This window comes from Candidatus Saccharimonadales bacterium (genome assembly GCA_035945435.1).
Taxonomy (GTDB): Bacteria; Patescibacteriota; Saccharimonadia; order Saccharimonadales; family DASZAF01; genus DASZAF01.
This window is the reverse complement of sequence record DASZAF010000028.1, coordinates 17,096-32,544: the sequence shown is the minus strand read 5'-3', so window position 1 is coordinate 32,544 and position 15,449 is coordinate 17,096. Positions and strand designations below refer to the sequence as shown.

17 protein-coding genes are annotated in these 15,449 nt (G+C 51.7%); 10 read left to right on the top strand and 7 right to left on the bottom strand.

The genetic code is table 11. The features are described from left to right. Positions 1-37 precede the first annotated feature (37 nt). From VGS28_04160 to VGS28_04150, 3 genes are read left to right on the top strand one after another with little or no spacing between them, the layout of a single operon-like run. Positions 38-622, top strand: a complete 585-nt coding sequence (locus VGS28_04160; protein HEV2412964.1) for a GNAT family N-acetyltransferase — start codon at positions 38-40, stop codon at positions 620-622. Then, positions 540-1,958 carry a lipase family protein gene (locus tag VGS28_04155; protein HEV2412963.1) on the top strand — a complete coding sequence of 473 codons (1,419 nt, stop codon included), beginning with the start codon at positions 540-542 and terminating at the stop codon, positions 1,956-1,958. The genes VGS28_04160 and VGS28_04155 overlap by 83 nt, the downstream gene beginning before the upstream one ends. A 2-nt stretch (positions 1,959-1,960) precedes the next feature. Beyond that, positions 1,961-2,134 carry a hypothetical protein gene (locus tag VGS28_04150; GenBank protein ID HEV2412962.1) on the top strand — a complete coding sequence of 58 codons (174 nt, stop codon included), beginning with the start codon at positions 1,961-1,963 and terminating at the stop codon, positions 2,132-2,134. A 1-nt stretch (position 2,135) separates the two neighbouring features. On the opposite strand, the gene VGS28_04145 is transcribed toward VGS28_04150, so the two are convergent. Together VGS28_04145 and VGS28_04140 are read right to left on the bottom strand one after the other, a co-directional pair. Then, positions 2,136-3,125: a hypothetical protein gene (locus VGS28_04145; protein HEV2412961.1), complete on the bottom strand. Its 990-nt coding sequence runs from the start codon at positions 3,123-3,125 to the stop codon at positions 2,136-2,138. 9 nt (positions 3,126-3,134) lie between these two features. After that, positions 3,135-3,464 (bottom strand): hypothetical protein, encoded by a 330-nt coding sequence (locus VGS28_04140; protein ID HEV2412960.1) that lies wholly within the window; start codon positions 3,462-3,464, stop codon positions 3,135-3,137. A 111-nt stretch (positions 3,465-3,575) separates the two neighbouring features. On the opposite strand from VGS28_04140, the gene VGS28_04135 reads away from it, so the two are divergent. The 7 genes from VGS28_04135 to VGS28_04105 all read left to right on the top strand — a co-directional run bounded on the left by VGS28_04135 (position 3,576) and on the right by VGS28_04105 (position 10,080). Next, complete coding sequence (locus VGS28_04135) at positions 3,576-4,634, top strand: serine hydrolase domain-containing protein (protein HEV2412959.1); 1,059 nt, start codon at positions 3,576-3,578, stop codon at positions 4,632-4,634. 20 nt (positions 4,635-4,654) lie between these two features. Further along, entirely contained in the window at positions 4,655-5,800 is a 1,146-nt protein-coding gene (locus VGS28_04130; GenBank protein HEV2412958.1) for a hypothetical protein, read from the top strand. Between the two features lie 109 nt (positions 5,801-5,909). Next, positions 5,910-6,647, top strand: a complete 738-nt coding sequence (locus tag VGS28_04125) for a hypothetical protein (protein ID HEV2412957.1) — start codon at positions 5,910-5,912, stop codon at positions 6,645-6,647. Positions 6,648-6,729: 82 nt separating this feature from the next. Then, entirely contained in the window at positions 6,730-8,169 is a 1,440-nt protein-coding gene (locus tag VGS28_04120) for an FtsX-like permease family protein (GenBank protein HEV2412956.1), read from the top strand. Next, positions 8,169-8,852: an ABC transporter ATP-binding protein gene (locus VGS28_04115; GenBank protein ID HEV2412955.1), complete on the top strand. Its 684-nt coding sequence runs from the start codon at positions 8,169-8,171 to the stop codon at positions 8,850-8,852. The genes VGS28_04120 and VGS28_04115 overlap by 1 nt, the downstream gene beginning before the upstream one ends. Next, a complete protein-coding gene (locus VGS28_04110) occupies positions 8,833-9,426 on the top strand; it encodes a DUF5666 domain-containing protein (GenBank protein ID HEV2412954.1) in 594 nt (197 codons plus the stop codon). Before VGS28_04115 ends, VGS28_04110 begins: the two co-directional genes overlap by 20 nt. Before the next feature lie 147 nt (positions 9,427-9,573). Next, positions 9,574-10,080, top strand: a complete 507-nt coding sequence (locus VGS28_04105; GenBank protein HEV2412953.1) for a GreA/GreB family elongation factor — start codon at positions 9,574-9,576, stop codon at positions 10,078-10,080. Between the two features lie 150 nt (positions 10,081-10,230). Here the strand turns inward: VGS28_04105 and VGS28_04100 are convergent, their stop codons facing one another. The 5 genes from VGS28_04100 to VGS28_04080 all read right to left on the bottom strand — a co-directional run bounded on the left by VGS28_04100 (position 10,231) and on the right by VGS28_04080 (position 15,414). Next, positions 10,231-10,533, bottom strand: coding sequence for a hypothetical protein (locus VGS28_04100; GenBank protein ID HEV2412952.1), 303 nt, complete (start codon positions 10,531-10,533; stop codon positions 10,231-10,233). 102 nt (positions 10,534-10,635) lie between these two features. Continuing rightward, positions 10,636-11,415: a hypothetical protein gene (locus VGS28_04095; GenBank protein HEV2412951.1), complete on the bottom strand. Its 780-nt coding sequence runs from the start codon at positions 11,413-11,415 to the stop codon at positions 10,636-10,638. Positions 11,416-11,555: 140 nt separating this feature from the next. Next, positions 11,556-12,512: a hypothetical protein gene (locus tag VGS28_04090; GenBank protein HEV2412950.1), complete on the bottom strand. Its 957-nt coding sequence runs from the start codon at positions 12,510-12,512 to the stop codon at positions 11,556-11,558. Positions 12,513-12,787: 275 nt separating this feature from the next. Then, a complete protein-coding gene (locus VGS28_04085) occupies positions 12,788-13,966 on the bottom strand; it encodes a sigma-70 family RNA polymerase sigma factor (protein ID HEV2412949.1) in 1,179 nt (392 codons plus the stop codon). 56 nt (positions 13,967-14,022) lie between these two features. After that, positions 14,023-15,414, bottom strand: a complete 1,392-nt coding sequence (locus tag VGS28_04080; GenBank protein ID HEV2412948.1) for an Nramp family divalent metal transporter — start codon at positions 15,412-15,414, stop codon at positions 14,023-14,025. Between the last annotated feature and the right edge of the window lie 35 nt (positions 15,415-15,449).

Sequence of the window (15,449 nt, the reverse complement as noted above, 5' to 3'; positions counted from 1 at the left end):
GACGTGATATTGCCAAGCAGGCATTATAGTATTCATCGTGAACGTGTTCCGCTCTCGTCGCAAAAAAGCTCTTAATGTCGTCATTACGCCGTTACGGCCGAGTGAGGTTGCTTCGTTGAGGCGTCTCTTCCTGCATGCTCTAGAGACAGACTTTCATTACTTTCCGTATGAGTACCGCCACCTGATAGCCAGACAGAATCGGCACCGGCACTTACTGACAGCCTATCTGCGCAAAGAGCGGGTTATCTATCTGGCCAAGCAGTCACAGCAACTGGTCGGCTATGTAATTGCCGGTATGCTGCCTGACGGGCGTGGCTACATCTATTGGCTCTACGTCGACCCGACGGCTCGCGGCGACAAGATCGGCGTGAAATTGGTTGAGCAGGCCAAAGAAACGCTCCGTAAGCTGGGCGCGACGGAGATTGACTTAGTGACCTACAACTTCGATAAGTACTATAAAAAACTAGGCTTTGAGTACAGTGGCACACAGGAGATACATGGTGTGACATTACATGAAATGACATATAATTATCATGATCATGCCCCAGAGCAAAAAACCAGCGACGCCTCGAGGCCGAAAGACGGCAAAAGAAAGGGCGCACGCCAAAAAAGAGCTTCATAAGAAGCGGGTCCGCTTTGCCTTTCTCGCTGGTTTTGTGGCGCTGATCTTTGCTGCAGGGATCATCATTTACCACATCAGTCACGAATCCAAAGCAGCGAAAACGGTAGCGGTTCAGACGAAACGCAAGACGACGTCTCCAACGACAAATAAACCTATCATCCCGCCAACGCCGGGTACTATCGATCAGATCATCTCCACCCAGACATACCCGGCCTCAACAGTCACGACGCTTGCTTCTCAAGATTACGGTAAAACCGTTCCGGCTAGTACGCATAATGTCACCCAGGTCCTCTTTACCTACTACAGCCAGGATACTCAGAACAAGCCGATCGTAGTCTACGCCAGGGCCTATATACCCCAGACCTCAACAGCCGCCCCGATACTCGGAATGGCACCGGGCACGACAGGTATCGGCGACGAATGTGCCGCCAGTCTGGAAAATGTCGCTATCAGCAACTGGGGGAACTATGAATCAGTCATGATGGCCTATGCCTCACAGGGTTTTGCCGGGGTCATCACTGACTATGAGGGCATGCGCGATCCGTCTCGCATCCATCACTATATGGTCGGCGTGCTTGAAGGACGTGCTGTTCTTGACAGCATCAAAGCCTTTGAGAAACTGCCACAGGCAGTAGGCCATCTCAACACAAGTCAGGTCTTTCTGGCTGGCTACTCACAAGGTGGACACTCGGCTTTCTGGGCCGACACGCTGGCTGCGAGTTACGCGCCGAGCATCAAGATATCTGGGCTTGTTGTCTGGGCGCCTGTTCTTAATGTGGAGCAAACCCTGCAAGGGATCTTGAGTGGTTCGACCCTCGACTGGTTCGGACCCTACGTTCTCGTCAGCTACAGCGACTACTACCATACCAACTACAACATCAGCAATATCCTGTTGCCAAAGTGGTCGTCGAACTTAGACGCCAACGTTCTTGGCAATTGCGTTGGAACGGCCATCTCATTCTGGGGGACTAACCCCGCGGCAGTCTATACGCCGCAATTCATAAGCGATCTACGAAGCGGCACCTTGCCCAGCAGTCGCTACGGTTCACTCCAAGACGATATGGCCCAGAACGTCACCGGCGATGAACCAACGGCAACACCGAAACTTATCGAGCAAGGAGAGACGGACAACGTCGTCTTAGCATCTCAGGCGAAAGACGCCCTGCCAGGCATCTGTGCCGCCAGCAAGGGCCCGGTCACTCTCACTCTCTACCCTCAAAACAACCACTACACCATCATGCATTCCAGCTTTACCAACAGTATTAGCTGGATGAACGGGATCGATAATGGCACCGTCTCGACTGCGCCCTCATGTAACACCGTTGGTGGCAGCTGATCGTGAAATGGTCAATCTATATCACGGCGACCGTCGTAGGTTTACTAGCTGGTTACATTCCGGTTCTGTTCTTTCACGCTAGCGCTTTCGGGATGGCTTCGCTAGTCTGGGGTTCAATCGGTACAATCGCCGGCATTTGGGTCGGCGTTAAGGTCGGCAGGGCTCTCGGTTACTAGCTTACGAAGAGGAATTCGTGGGGGTTGATGGGGTAGGGGACGGACTTGTGCCTGAGCCGGATCCAGATGGTTTAAGCTGGTTGATAATCGAAAGAGCATCAGACTGTGCTTTCAGCAGATCGGCCCGGGCCGTCTCAAGTTGCCCGACGTAGCCGCCGAGAACGGAGTTGTTGGCATCGTAGCTCTGAGCGTTCAGCGGGATAACGGCGTTATCTACCGCTACTGAGATTGACTGTGCAGCGCTTATCTCGCTATTCATATTACTGAGGGTTGATGCGAAACTGGCGGCGTTACTCAGTCCGCTAATATGCGATTGGATCTTCTGGGCGATAGTCGTCAGCTTACTTTCTATTACCTGCTGGTCGTCTGCCGCCCGGATGATATATATCTGAGGTGTGACCAGAAGATAGACCCGATATTCAGTGGTAATTCCTTGGGCGGCCGTTAAGGCTGCTTGAAGGGTGGTCGCCTGGTCGATAGTGGTCTGTAGGCTCTTCAGCCCGCTGATAGTGCCGTTGACCTCACTATTCAAGCTGGACTTATCGGAGCTAGTCATCTTAACGTCCAGGGAGATGACATTATAGAGGGTGTTGAGGTTACCGAGCCGTCTCTGTATCTCATCGTTCGCCTTCGATTGAAGAGTCGTCAGTTGTTGCTGCTCTTTGGCAGTCTGAGCGGCCTGCTTAGCCTGTAGGGCCGCCTGTTGTTCAGCCTGTTTGGCTTGCTGAGCGGCCTGAGCTGCCGCTTCGGCAGTCGCCTTAGCGCTTGCGGCGTTGACTGATTGGCTGTTGGTCGGCGGGATATTCTCGGACGTAGTAGCGGCACCTGAGCTTCCACTATTCGTCCTGCCCGTGTGGGAGGACGAGTTGGTCGTATCGGCGGCGAGAGCGACGTGTATTGGTCTACCGACGTAGAGTCCTATCGCCAAGAGACTGGAGGCTACGACGGCAGCGATGGCGAGTTCCTTGAGTCCGTGAAGCATATATCTCATAGCCAACCCCTAGTCGCTGACATTTAGTTGATGATCATTGACCGCCCCGGTACTGTTGTTGATGTTAGTACTGTCCTGGTTGAGGCTGTTTGATATGTTCGACATATCACCTTGGAGGTCGGAGTAGCTGTTACCGCTCGAAAGGGGCGCAGCGTTAGGGTTGGTCGAAGTTGCCGTTTTGGTGGCCACAGACGATGACGAAGAAGCACTCGGTGTGTTTTTATGTCGAGCCGTGTAAACCCGCCAACCTGCAAAACCAAAGATAGCCAAGAAAGCTATGACTACCAGGAGTATCTCCAGATGATTGCCGGCTTCGGTATCTTTATTTTGTTTTTGCATTTTTATTCCCACATTTAATACCTACTGTTATAGCATAAGCGTGAAAGAAGAGCCATCGGGTGTCTGGAGGGACAGTGTTAGGGGCGATGATCTCTCTGCTACAATTACCTCATGGATCATGAGATAGAAGAGCGTGTTAAGAAGGCTATCCACGAGCGCGTGACTCCGAATGCGGTTATTGGTTACGCCCTACCTGACGGACAGCAACACGTCATGGCTTTTGGAAGGAATACCTACGAAGTGGGCTCGCCCGAAGTCCGTGCCGATTTGCTCTATGACGTTGCCTCCATCACCAAATCGATCCCAACAAGCTCGATAATCCTCTGGCTTATCGACCAGAAACGCCTTGGTTTCAACGACAGAGTGAGAGAATTTTTACCGGATTTCGACGGCCAGTATAGTGACGAAGTAACGATCTACCATTTATTGACCTATACGGCCATTCTCGACTTAAAAGAGGCGGGTCTGAGCACCTACGCCGAGAGAGGCATAAAGGAGCTTCGGCGCGCGCTACTGCATAGTGGCTTGAAGTCCCGTCCTGGAGGTGAGTACTGGTACACCAATGCACCCGCCATCTTGCTAGGGATGGTGGCAGAAAAGATATTTCAGAAACGTCTGAACGAAATTGCCGAGGAACTGTTCTTCGGCCCACTTGGCATGACACGAACAACCTTCACTCCCGAGCAGTTCAAGCTAAGTGAGATTGTCCCGAGCGAGATGGATGAAGACGGCTTTGTGCAAGGAAAATCTACCGACGAGGCCGCCCGTGTCTTTCTAGAAAACGGACAGCCAACTGGCGTGGCCGGTCTTTTCTCTACGGCTGGCGACTTACTGACTTTTGCTCAAATGATGGTTAACGGCGGTGAATATGAGGGTCACAGATATCTCAGCCCAGATATTATCGGCCAGCTACGCACCAATCAGGTTGCTGAACTTGGCGAATCAACTGGTCTCGGTTGGGAGATTGGCAGGCCGTATATGGGTAGATTCCGTGATCGGCTCTTCGGCAAGGGCGGCTTTACTGGCTGTAGCGTGGTTATGGATCCCGAGAAGAAGCAGGCTATCGTTGTCATGGCCAGCTACCTCTACCCCAAGCGCCGGGGTCTCTACGACAGGGGCCCGATCAACCAGTTTCGTGGTGACTTGGCTGACATCGTCTTCAGGACCTAGAGAAAGGTATACTAGAGTCCATGACAGACAATCGGGTGAGGGAAGTGCCTATCGTATCACTTGATGAGGCGCTGAGAGAAGGTTCGGCAATGTTTGCTGGTGGGACTATCAAAGAAGCGCCAGCCACAGACCCCGATGTGGTCAGATTGAGACACAAACTCACGACCATCTTCGAAAAGTTACCACGCTGTCGTCTAGGCGAGAAGGCTATCGTTCACTCTCAGAGCGGCCTTGTCTTTAACGAGCTTATTATCGATCGGACTGTGTATCTGGTCGGTTGTGGTGAGACAAAAGGAACTACTCTGCAGCCGGGTCGCCAAACGGACATCATCACAGGGAGCTGTCTGTTCGGGTCGGAAGCGATCGTCGGCCATGCCGAAAGCCGGACTTACTCGCTAACAGATCCCCACGCTATACGTAATCTTAAGGAGCCTATCGAGACCATCTCAGTTGACACACGTCAGCACGTCTACGAGGCAGAAGCCGTTGCTCGCCTGAGTATGTTTGTTGAAGATTTAGCGAGCCAACTTGAAAAAGCCGAGATAACTGTCCACGTCCATGTCCCCGTACCAGAGTATGAAATCTACGGTCTCAGTCTCTACTGCGCTGGCAAAATGACCCGGGAGATTTTCGAACAGTATAGGGAGGCCGTTCGACAACGCGGCAGACTGGTGGAAGCTCTCATCACTGGTAAGATGAGTCGGAAAAACGTCCGGATTGTAGCCAAGTCTCCGCTCAACTGGCTCGATACGTTCGACGTCTTTGGCCCAAAGCCCGAGGAACTGGCACGACGTCTCTGTATCCGAGCTAGAGAGTACAATGGCCTCTGGTACGATCTGATCGGCGAAGACGACACGCTGCCCCTAAGCGAACTCAATCATCTTAGCTACATCTACAGCTACCTGGCTACCGCCAAGCAGGCTGCTCACTTACAGTCGCAGGTTCTCTTTGTGGAGGATCCAGACGAGGCGGCTATCTACTACCATGCCTTGAAGGCGCAGGAGCGAACCGGTATCTATATCGACAAGATGACCGGACTCTATGTTCATCCCAGGGTAGCTGTGAAGAATCTGGCTTTTCCGAATGAAGATTATGTTCTCTTCAACTGCAAAGACGGCTGTGAGCCGGAAACGGTTGACATGACCTTGCGTCTATACGAGCGCTGACCACTGTAATACGATTGACGTATAAGTACTATAAGTGGTATAATAGTTATGGTAATAAACAGTGGTGGGCCCTTGTCAAGTAGGTCAATATTAAGAGGACAACCAGGCGATGGGCAAACCATGTGTAGCAGTGATCGGTGGCTATTCGGTCCCCGAGCAATCGATGGGGCTTCTTGCAGAGGCCATTGACGGTCTCTATCGAGTAGATGACGTCAGGACGATAAGCTTCAGAAACGGGCTGCAAGACCCGGACCGTCTTCGAAGAGTGGCGAAAGGCGCCGTCGTTATCGGCCACTCGGCTGCCATGCTGGCTCTCGACGAAGCCCAGCTGGGTCATACGATCAAGCTGAAAGGCCTTATGACGGTTGACGGTGCCGAACCTATGTCCGTTCCTCGGCTGGTGCGCGGCGGTATGAGGATCACAAGCAATGAGAAACGCATCATGAAGTTACGCTCTACCCCGTCTGGGGTACGAGCCGCTATGAGTGAGCAGTCCGCTGCAGCCCAGCGCGAGGTCCTCCGACATCCAAGTTTCCACGCTCGTGTCATGCCACGTATTGCCCGTCTCTCAAGTGTACGGAGCGTGACTATGGCGCATGGGATCAGGCGGCTGGATGGCCAGAATCTACCAGCTGTCTGCCTGAAGTTTGACAATAGCGAGTTTGGCTTCCAGGCATCTGGTCAAGATGCGCTCGATGCTCAAGCGGAAGGCGTTCGGCTCGATACGGTTGGGGGCGACCCGAACAGAGTCACGCATAACGCTCTTTTGTGGAACCCGTATCACGTATTAGGCATGCTGGGCGTCCAGCGAATCGGTCTTGAGCGACGAGACAGGTTGCCGATCTAAACCTCCTGTATCAGTCTTCTTTCAGAAAGCCTGCCTACAATTCCCCTCAACATCACATAAATGTTAAGGGGAATTTTCGTTTATGAACACGATTACCTTCGGGATTCGCAACACTACGCGTAATCTCATTCGGAGCACGTCGATCGTCCTCATTCTGGGTCTCAGTATCGGTCTCAGCCTGACGATGTTGATTGCCCACCAGGCAGTCTCAAACAAGATCAAAACGATAGAAGGTTCAATCGGTAACACCATCTCTATCTCACCGGCTGGTTTCAGCGGGTTTAGTTCAGTGAACAATGCCCTGACAACCAGCCAATTGAGCAAGGTCAAAACGTTACCGCACATAACGAGTCTTCAGGAATCACTGACTGACCACCTGACAACGGTCGGGTCCAGTCAGCCGGTCACGCCATTTGGCGGTTCGTCGAACAGCACAAATCAGACAAGCCTGAAGTCACCTATTAAGATTAACTTCAGCGGCAACGGCGTCTCGGGAACGACTGGATCAGGCGGCGGCTTCAAACTCTTCATTGCCGGCGGTCTCGGCCAGAGCGGGATACCCGCTAACTTCTCGCCACCGGTCAGCGTAGTCGGCACAAACGATACAACAGACGTCAATGGTCAGACCCTCACTATTACGAGTGGTACAGCCATCAACGGGAGTTCAAATACCGATGACGCAATGGTCTCTCAAGCCATGGCCAGCAAGAACAACTTGAAAGTTGGCTCAACCTTCACGGCCTACAGTACAACCCTCACTGTTGCCGGTATCTTTACTACTAGCACTCAGGCAGGCAATAACTTTGTTGTTCTTTCACTTCCGACTGAACAGCGACTCAGTGGTCAGAGTAGCGACGTGACGAGCGCGACGGCTACGGTAGACTCCTTAAGCAATCTTAGCTCGGCGACAAGCGCTATCTCAAAACAGCTTGGCTCCTCTGCAGATGTGGTCAGCTCACAGACGCAGGCCAACAACACGCTCGCTCCGCTTAACAGTGTCAAAAGTGTCTCACTCTCCAGTGTCATCGGGGCCACCATTGCCGGCGCCGTCATCATCTTGCTAACGATGATTATGATCGTCCGCGAGCGACGAAGGGAGATTGGTGTTCTGAAAGCAATCGGTGCCTCCAGTAGTCGAGTTATCAGCCAGTTTGCCGTTGAGGCAGTTACCTTAACACTGATCGCTTCAGTCATCGGCATGGGGCTCGGTGTTATTGCCGGCAACCCAATCACCAAGACCCTCGTCAACAACAGCACGAGCTCTGCCGCAAACAACGTGGCCGTGACCGGTCCTGGCGGGGCTGTAGCTGCAGGCCCAGGCCCGGGAGGTGGTTTCTTCAGGAGGATTGGAGGTGGTGGTCAGCTCTTCAGGCATAATCTCTCATCGATACATGCGGCAGTTGGCTGGAGCATCATCATCTATGGTTTAGGAGCGGCCATTCTGATTGCCATAATTGGCAGCGTCGTAGCCTCGTGGATGATTACGAAGATTAGACCGTCGGAAGTAATGAGGACTGAATAATGCTACAAGTTACACACCTTACTAAACGATTCAAATCAGGAGACGCTATTGTCTCCGCAGTCGATGACGTCAGTTTCAAAGTGCCCGAGGGCTGCTTTGCTTCGATCATCGGCAAGAGTGGAAGTGGCAAGAGCACCCTTCTCTCCATGCTAGGCGCGCTCGACCGACCGACCGAAGGATCTATCAAGGTCGATGGTACGGACATCACCTCACTGCATGGGGGTCGACTGACGAACTACCGACTCAAACGAATCGGCTTCGTCTTCCAGAACTACAACTTGATCCCAAACTTAACGGCTCTTGAGAATGTAATGCTGCCCCTGGCTTTTGCGCACATACCCGCTAAAGAGCGTCGCCAGAAGGCAGAAGAACTTCTTAATAGTGTTGGGCTGACTGGTGACAAGCAGAAGCGTAAACCTGGTAAGCTCAGCGGCGGCGAACAGCAAAGGGTCGCCATAGCCAGGTCACTAGCCAACCACCCTAAAGTAATTCTGGCTGACGAGCCGACCGGTAACCTAGACACAGAGACCGGTAAGATGATCTTCGATTTGCTTCACAAACTGGCTAAGTCCGAGAACGCCACTATTCTTGTTGTTACGCATGACCTGTCGATCGCCGGCAGGACGGATATGACATTTAAATTAAAAGACGGAAGGCTTGAGGATGCCAGGCAGAAAGCATAACCCCGCTGACATCTCACTACCGGCTCCTAACGAACACGAAAAGCCCGTAAAGCACGCTCATTCAGTCTCCTCAACATCGAAACCACGTGCTACCTTTCAGGTACCCAAGACTGCAACAACTGTGATCACAGGGCTCTTTGCCATAGGCTTGGCTTTCTTTCTCGGTACTTACTACGGCGAGCATATACATACTACCGCCAGCGCATCCAACTCTCCTTCGGGGACGACCTTTAGTAGCAACAACAGCAACTCACCATTCGGCGGCGGTTTTAGGGGTGGTGGATTCATGCGGCGTGGTGTCTTCGGCCAGGTGACAACCGTGAACGGCAGTTCGTTCACGGTTCAGAACCCACTTGGAAACTCAACAACGGTCCAGACGAGTAGCGCGACCACATATACAGGCGGATCGTCAGTAAGCGTTGGTGACACGGTTATCGCTAGGGGCAGCAAGGCCAGTTCAGGTACCTTTAACGCAACCTCAGTCACTATCAACCCGACAACGACCTTTTCGCCGTTTGGCGGAGGAACAAGTGGTAATGGGGCGAACACCCAGTCGAATGGGTCATCTACGTAAAAATAACTACATTACCCAAGCGTGAGCGGTATTATCAGCAAATTTTAAGATTTCGGTGCTTGAATTAAAATATGCCCCGCGTTAGCGCCCGAGTCTGGGGAACGTATAGCGGAGTTAAAAGTAAATCAAATAAAAGGGGGGAGAATCATGCGTATTGCCCAACGGACGAACAAAGTTCGACGTGATCTCTACTACTTGAGCCAAGAAGGTTTCAAGCGGTTTAAGAAACGTCTGCGCTCGCTTCGAAACGAGCACGCCCACTCATTGCGTACGCTGAGGGCTCTCAAAGACGCCCGCTCAGCCAACAAGTACGAAGAGCGAATCTCGCTGACCGAACAGGTCAATCAACTCCAGCTAATCGAGGAGGAGATTATTGAGACAGAGTATATTTTGAAAAAAGCCAAACTACTACCACGCATCCGCCAAGCAACAAAAGTAAAACTTGGTTCGCACGTCCATCTTAAAGGTGATGGCAAGGAGCTTGCTTATACAATCGTCGATCCTTTGGAGGCTGATCCTGCTCAGGGCAAGATCTCCAATGAGAGCCCATTTGGGCAGAATCTGATAGGCAGGAAGATCCGTGATGTAATTCAGTGGAGTTTTGGTCCGGCTGGTGCCAAGCCGATTAACCTGCAGATTGTAGGGATTAGCTAGTAGTACTATTGCCTGTCAACGCTTCAGCTGCCGCACGTGCGAGGTGATGTCCATGGGTTTCACCTCGCTTGCCTATCTGCCCGAGGCCTGCTCCTAGGCTGACGACTGCCAAGTTTGCGAGTGATCTGTAGATTACGGGCTTCGCCGCAGTTACAATTGCTTCGCTAAGCTGGCTGGGAGAGCCGGACTGTCTTCTTGGCCGTCTCCTGATTGCTCATCCTCGGGAACTGCTCTAGTAATAGTCGTGGCTACTATCTCGGCTGCCGCACGATAGGGACCCTTATTCCAGGTTCGTACCCTCTCTTGTGTCACACCTGCAGCGCGACCGACAAGCAGGCCTGCTTTTGAAGCACCGACGAGTAGTCCTACGAGAGCCCTGCCGGTGGCGGTCAGTGTTGGTGGCTCGCGATCGGCGCTAGGTCTGTCTTCTGTGATTTCTCTAAGTTCAGTCATGATTCGTGATTATGACACCGTTTATGCCCATGTCAATCTTAAGCGTTGGCGATTATTCCATGACAGCAACTAAGAGAGTTGATAGGCGTATTGTGCTAGATATCAATTGTTCCTTAGATATACAAAAGATTCTGCGATTGTTTCTGCGTCGCTGATACTTGGATTACTATTGACGATCTTCTGGGCATTTGCATCAGTCTGCGCTAAGTTATTTCCGGCAGGAATGATCTGCATAAAGTATACGGAGTTTGCGTTACCGAAAAAGGACTCATAGCCAACACCTTGTGCGTATGTACAGAAGTTGGCATTTACCCCAATAGATTTGATATACACACTAAACGCCACACTCGCCCCCTCGGTGGTGCATTCCTGTAGTTTAGCTTCGGCGGCAGCATTAGTATCTCCTCTCTTACCATCTAAGGCTACCAAGATTGGCACACTGCCAGTGGCTGTAGAAGGTGAAAGCAGGACTCTACTAGTGACTGTTCCAAAATTGTAGTTTTCTTGGACCGAGTTCTTATAAAACACTATTCTGTACTTCTCGCCTTTGTCATTTGAGAATGTATACTGTCGGAACTTTGAGTCAGTAATGATGGCTCTCAAATTATAGCTTGAGGTCATCAGATATCCTCCGATCCCGATAACTATCAGTAGGGCTGCCAACAAACCAAAACGTACCAGCTTGCCTACTAGGCGCTTTATTCTTCTATGGCGTAACCATGGCGGCTCGACTGTATTAGTTGGTAGTGGGTCTACCGAGCCAACGATCGGCTGGCTGCTAGGTGGAGATGTCTGCGGAGGCGGCTGGGTTGACGTTTGGTTGGGTGGTAGACTAGCCCCAGTACTCTTTAGGCCTGGCGATGAGCCTATTTGACTATCCATTTTTGCTTTGGACCATTCGTGCACAGTTTAGCACACAACAAGAGTGCATTTAATAAACATATGCAGCTTCGTGAGTTAACTTAAGGCGAGTCGGACCTAGTACACTTTTTACCGGGTCTTCTCTGGAGGAGTATTCCTAGCTAGTGTTCTAGGGCGATGATTGAATCCAGCGCCTGTTGAGCGGGGGTGGGCGCCGATGGAGAGATATTCATCCAAAAACCTTGGACAGTTGCGCGGACGGCTTGCCACGCACTTACGATACTCGATGAATCGTAACCTCGGTAAGATGTCAGCCCGGCGATAACAATCATATTTGGGTTAACCGCATGAGCTTGCTGAGCCGCGCTATTAGTGAATGAGGTATAGAGCGGTAGATCTGTCTGGTCTCCTTGTGACTGGATGTCCATAACATCAGCATCTTGGGTGTCGGCAGCGATATTGCATGCCAAGTAAGCTGCCTCGACACTGCTCGCTCCAGTCGTAGCTTGGTCACAGTCAGCTCCCTGCACGGACATCAAATCGCGAGCTGGTGTCTCGATGACCTTAAAGCCATGTTGATGAGCCAACTGAGCGAACTCTTTAAGGTAAGTCTCGGGATGTTGCTGTTCAATAGATGGCGTACCAGACCATGCCTCGTCGTCATAGAGTACCCACTTGATACCAGACGCTATGTTTCCAGTTACTATGTCGCTCGCAAACTGTGCGTATGATTCATAGTCGGCTACTGGGCTGGCTGCTCCTATGCTCATGCCATAGCCGCTTATGACCCAATCCTGTGAGCCATTAAAGAACCATGACGCAGCGGTAGGATCGCTGGCTTGCAAAGCACTCATGCCAGAACTGTTTATCAACCAGTATTGCGAGTCTTGGGTCGTCGTGCCACTACCAAGAGATTGAGTAGGTGAATTGCCAGATGACGAAGTCGTTGACGTAACGCTATGTGGGTTTTGGCTGGTGGTTGGGGCCGTTGAGTGATGTGGGTTTGACGATGTCGCACTACTCTTATTTTTCGCACTAGCCCGGGTAGTAATATTCGAAGCGCTATGGCTTTTTGTACTTGGTGATCCTTGCAGGAGTATGGTTAGTACGATGGCCATGGATACTATAAACAGACATGCGACGGCATACCAATACTTACTAACTTCACCTTGCCGTATGCGCCTAAAGACACGTATAACAAATCTAGATAAGCGCACGAGGGCTTGATTGGATGTGCTGTTATTATCTGGCGTTTTCAACCAGAGCCGGGGGGTGTGCATAAAGGGGCGTCTCTTATTTAATGTTATAAGTATAGGTTGCGACTACAGTAAAGGCTAGATCACAGCAGTGACGTAATGTAGACTCTGTATGCTTGCTGTCAGGGGATAGTCGCCTAAGCGTTACTCTCGGCGACGAAGTCGATCAGATTGAGCAGTTGATCGGCCGCCTTCTCTTCCATCAACGCTATGGCTCTATCAAAGATCTGGCCGATTCGATTTCTGGAAACACCTCTAATCAGAGCTCGAATTTTCTCAAACTCCCATTGCCTCCCATCAACCAGGCCAAGACGGTATGCGACTACGGTTCGCTGGTCGGCATTGAGCTCGGCTGCGTCAAAGAGCGCAGCGAATAGCCGATACCGTTCACCATGGGTAGCGTACTCTTCTTGGGAGGGTTCTTGACTTGCCAGTAGGTCTCCAAATTCTGTACCACCTCCCTCGTCATCCTCCAGCTTGTATTCAAGTGAGAATGGGTCACGATCGAAGCTTAGCGACTCCTCGACTTCATCAGGAGTTATTCCAAGCGCTGCGGCAATCTCTTCTGTGGTCGGCTCACGCCCAAGCTCTTGCAACTTATCTCGTTGGGTTCTCTTGATCTTGTCAATTACCTCAACTTCATGAACCGGTACGCGTATGGTTCGGGCCTGGTTTTCAATCGCTCTCTGCATGGCCTGTCGGATGACAATGGTGGCGTGCGTAGAGAATTTGTTCCCTAGCTTATGGTTATATTTTTCAACCGCCTTTCGGTAGAGTGCGAGATTACCTTCTTGGATCAGATCGAGAAAGGAGACGCCCTGCCCGGTCATTTTTTTAGCTATGGACACAACGAGACGGAGATTCGCGTTTGCCAGCTCTTTTTTGGCGGTAATGCCGTCGTCAACAAGAGCTTCGTCTCTTTCACGTTCGCTCTTTCCTTCCTCTTTTCGCCCCTTTTCGATGCGTTTTCCAAGTTCGATCTCTTGTGCCTTAGTTAGAAGAGGCACCCTGCCGATACTGCGCAGGTAAATACGCACTAAGTCCTCAGTCCGCACGTCAACCTCCGGCTCGCGGGCGGGCTGGTCTTCGTCTGTCTCATCGACAGACGCTTCGTCTTCGACAACCTCGATTAGATCGCCCCCGTCAGTCACAATAGCGGCATCAACCTCATCAGCGGCCGTGAGCTTTATATCTACGACGAGGCCGGTGACCCGTTTCAAATACTGATGATCCGGGCCGAGTTGCATACGGTACATTCTCTCAAGGGCAGCAACTTCACTAGCGCGAGTCGCCTCCCCAAGAATCTCAGCAGTCATTGTTACTTACAGTATCATTTAATTGTACAAAATACAATTTGCTGATAAAGAAGTGACTACGGGAAGAGCGCGTAGACAGCGGCAATACCAGAGGCTGCCATCAAGAAAACTGTGATCCAGCCGACAACCGTGCTCGCCTTACCGTTCTTCCATTCGCCCATCAGATGCTTACTGCTGGCGATTAGAACAATCTGAACGATGATGATCGGGGCTACGACACCGTTAAGGACGGCCGAGTAGATGAGGGCTTTGATCGGGTTGAGACCGATGAAGTTGATGCCGAGGCCGACTAGCATCGAGATGATGATTGTGCCATAGAAAGCATAGGCCTGCTTGAGCTTGTGGTTGAGCCCTTGGTGCTTACCCATACTCTCACTGATGGCGTAGGCACTTGATCCGGCCATGACGGGTATAGCTAGCAGGGCTACACCTATTATGCCAATGGCGAAGAGCCATTCAGCGGCGTTGCCAGCGAACGGCTTCAGTGCCTGGGCAGCCTGGGCGGCTGTATTAATGTTTGTGATGCCATGTTTGAAAAGTACACTCGCACAGGCAGCAATAATGAAGAACATTACTACGTTGCTCAGGAACATACCCGACCAGACGTCGACACGCATGGCTTTCATCTGTTCGGGCGTTGACCCGACCCTAGAAGCGATCGTTGTTTCGCCAGCGGCGATCTCTTCCTCAATCTCCTGGGAGGTCTGCCAGAAGAAGAGGTATGGCGTGATGGTCGTACCCAAGATAGCGCAGATAAGGAGGATCTGGGTCTTCGTAAACTGAAGATGGGGGACGACAGTGTTTCTGAAAGCGGTATGCCAGTCCGGATGGGCGAGGATAGCTGAAACGATATAGGCAAGCAAGATTAGAGCCAGCCATTTCAGGTAACGGGCATACTTAACGTACGGGGTGTAGATCTGTAGAAGCAAGATAAAGATGGTGAAGACAATTACCAGCAGTGTGAAACTGAGCCCGTGACGGAGTAGTTGGGCTGCACTGGCCATAGCACCTATGTCCGCTCCGATGTTGAAGGCGTTAGCGGCGAAGAGCAGAAGCGTCGTAATATAGAGGATGCGTTTGCCCATGTGGGTGCGGATGTTGCCGGCCAGCCCACGGCCGGTCACCAACCCGATTCGGGCGCACATCTCTTGGACAACGGCCATCAGGGGGAAAGTGAAGGGCGCCAACCAGAGCAGCCCAAAACCATACTGGGCACCTGTCTGAGAGTATGTGGCAATACCTGACGGGTCGTCGTCTGAAGCCCCTGTCGTCAGCCCCGGCCCAAGCGTATACCAGAAGTCCTTGGCTTTCTTAACCGGATGGTGGTTCTTAAGAGGGATAGTATTGGCAAACGTCTGCATGCCCTCGACGCTCTTTTCGAGCGCAACGGCGGGGGCCTCTACGGTCCTCTCTAATACAGTCAGCCCTATTTTTTGGTTTTTTGTCATTTCAGAAGCCAGTGGTCGGTCTCTTAAATACCGCT

Bases quoted from the DNA above. Each gene is read 5' to 3' on its own strand.
- VGS28_04155 (HEV2412963.1), top strand. From the start codon at position 540: ATGCCCCAGAGCAAAAAACCAGCGACGCCTCGAGGCCGAAAGACGGCA.
- VGS28_04145 (HEV2412961.1), bottom strand. From the start codon at position 3,125: ATGAGATATATGCTTCACGGACTCAAGGAACTCGCCATCGCTGCCGTC.
- VGS28_04140 (HEV2412960.1), bottom strand. From the start codon at position 3,464: ATGCAAAAACAAAATAAAGATACCGAAGCCGGCAATCATCTGGAGATA.
- VGS28_04135 (HEV2412959.1), top strand. From the start codon at position 3,576: ATGGATCATGAGATAGAAGAGCGTGTTAAGAAGGCTATCCACGAGCGC.
- VGS28_04130 (HEV2412958.1), top strand. From the start codon at position 4,655: ATGACAGACAATCGGGTGAGGGAAGTGCCTATCGTATCACTTGATGAG.
- VGS28_04125 (HEV2412957.1), top strand. From the start codon at position 5,910: ATGGGCAAACCATGTGTAGCAGTGATCGGTGGCTATTCGGTCCCCGAG.
- VGS28_04120 (HEV2412956.1), top strand. From the start codon at position 6,730: ATGAACACGATTACCTTCGGGATTCGCAACACTACGCGTAATCTCATT.
- VGS28_04115 (HEV2412955.1), top strand. From the start codon at position 8,169: ATGCTACAAGTTACACACCTTACTAAACGATTCAAATCAGGAGACGCT.
- VGS28_04110 (HEV2412954.1), top strand. From the start codon at position 8,833: ATGCCAGGCAGAAAGCATAACCCCGCTGACATCTCACTACCGGCTCCT.
- VGS28_04105 (HEV2412953.1), top strand. From the start codon at position 9,574: ATGCGTATTGCCCAACGGACGAACAAAGTTCGACGTGATCTCTACTAC.
- VGS28_04100 (HEV2412952.1), bottom strand. From the start codon at position 10,533: ATGACTGAACTTAGAGAAATCACAGAAGACAGACCTAGCGCCGATCGC.
- VGS28_04095 (HEV2412951.1), bottom strand. From the start codon at position 11,415: ATGGATAGTCAAATAGGCTCATCGCCAGGCCTAAAGAGTACTGGGGCT.
- VGS28_04090 (HEV2412950.1), bottom strand. From the start codon at position 12,512: ATGGCCATCGTACTAACCATACTCCTGCAAGGATCACCAAGTACAAAA.
- VGS28_04085 (HEV2412949.1), bottom strand. From the start codon at position 13,966: ATGACTGCTGAGATTCTTGGGGAGGCGACTCGCGCTAGTGAAGTTGCT.
- VGS28_04080 (HEV2412948.1), bottom strand. From the start codon at position 15,414: ATGACAAAAAACCAAAAAATAGGGCTGACTGTATTAGAGAGGACCGTA.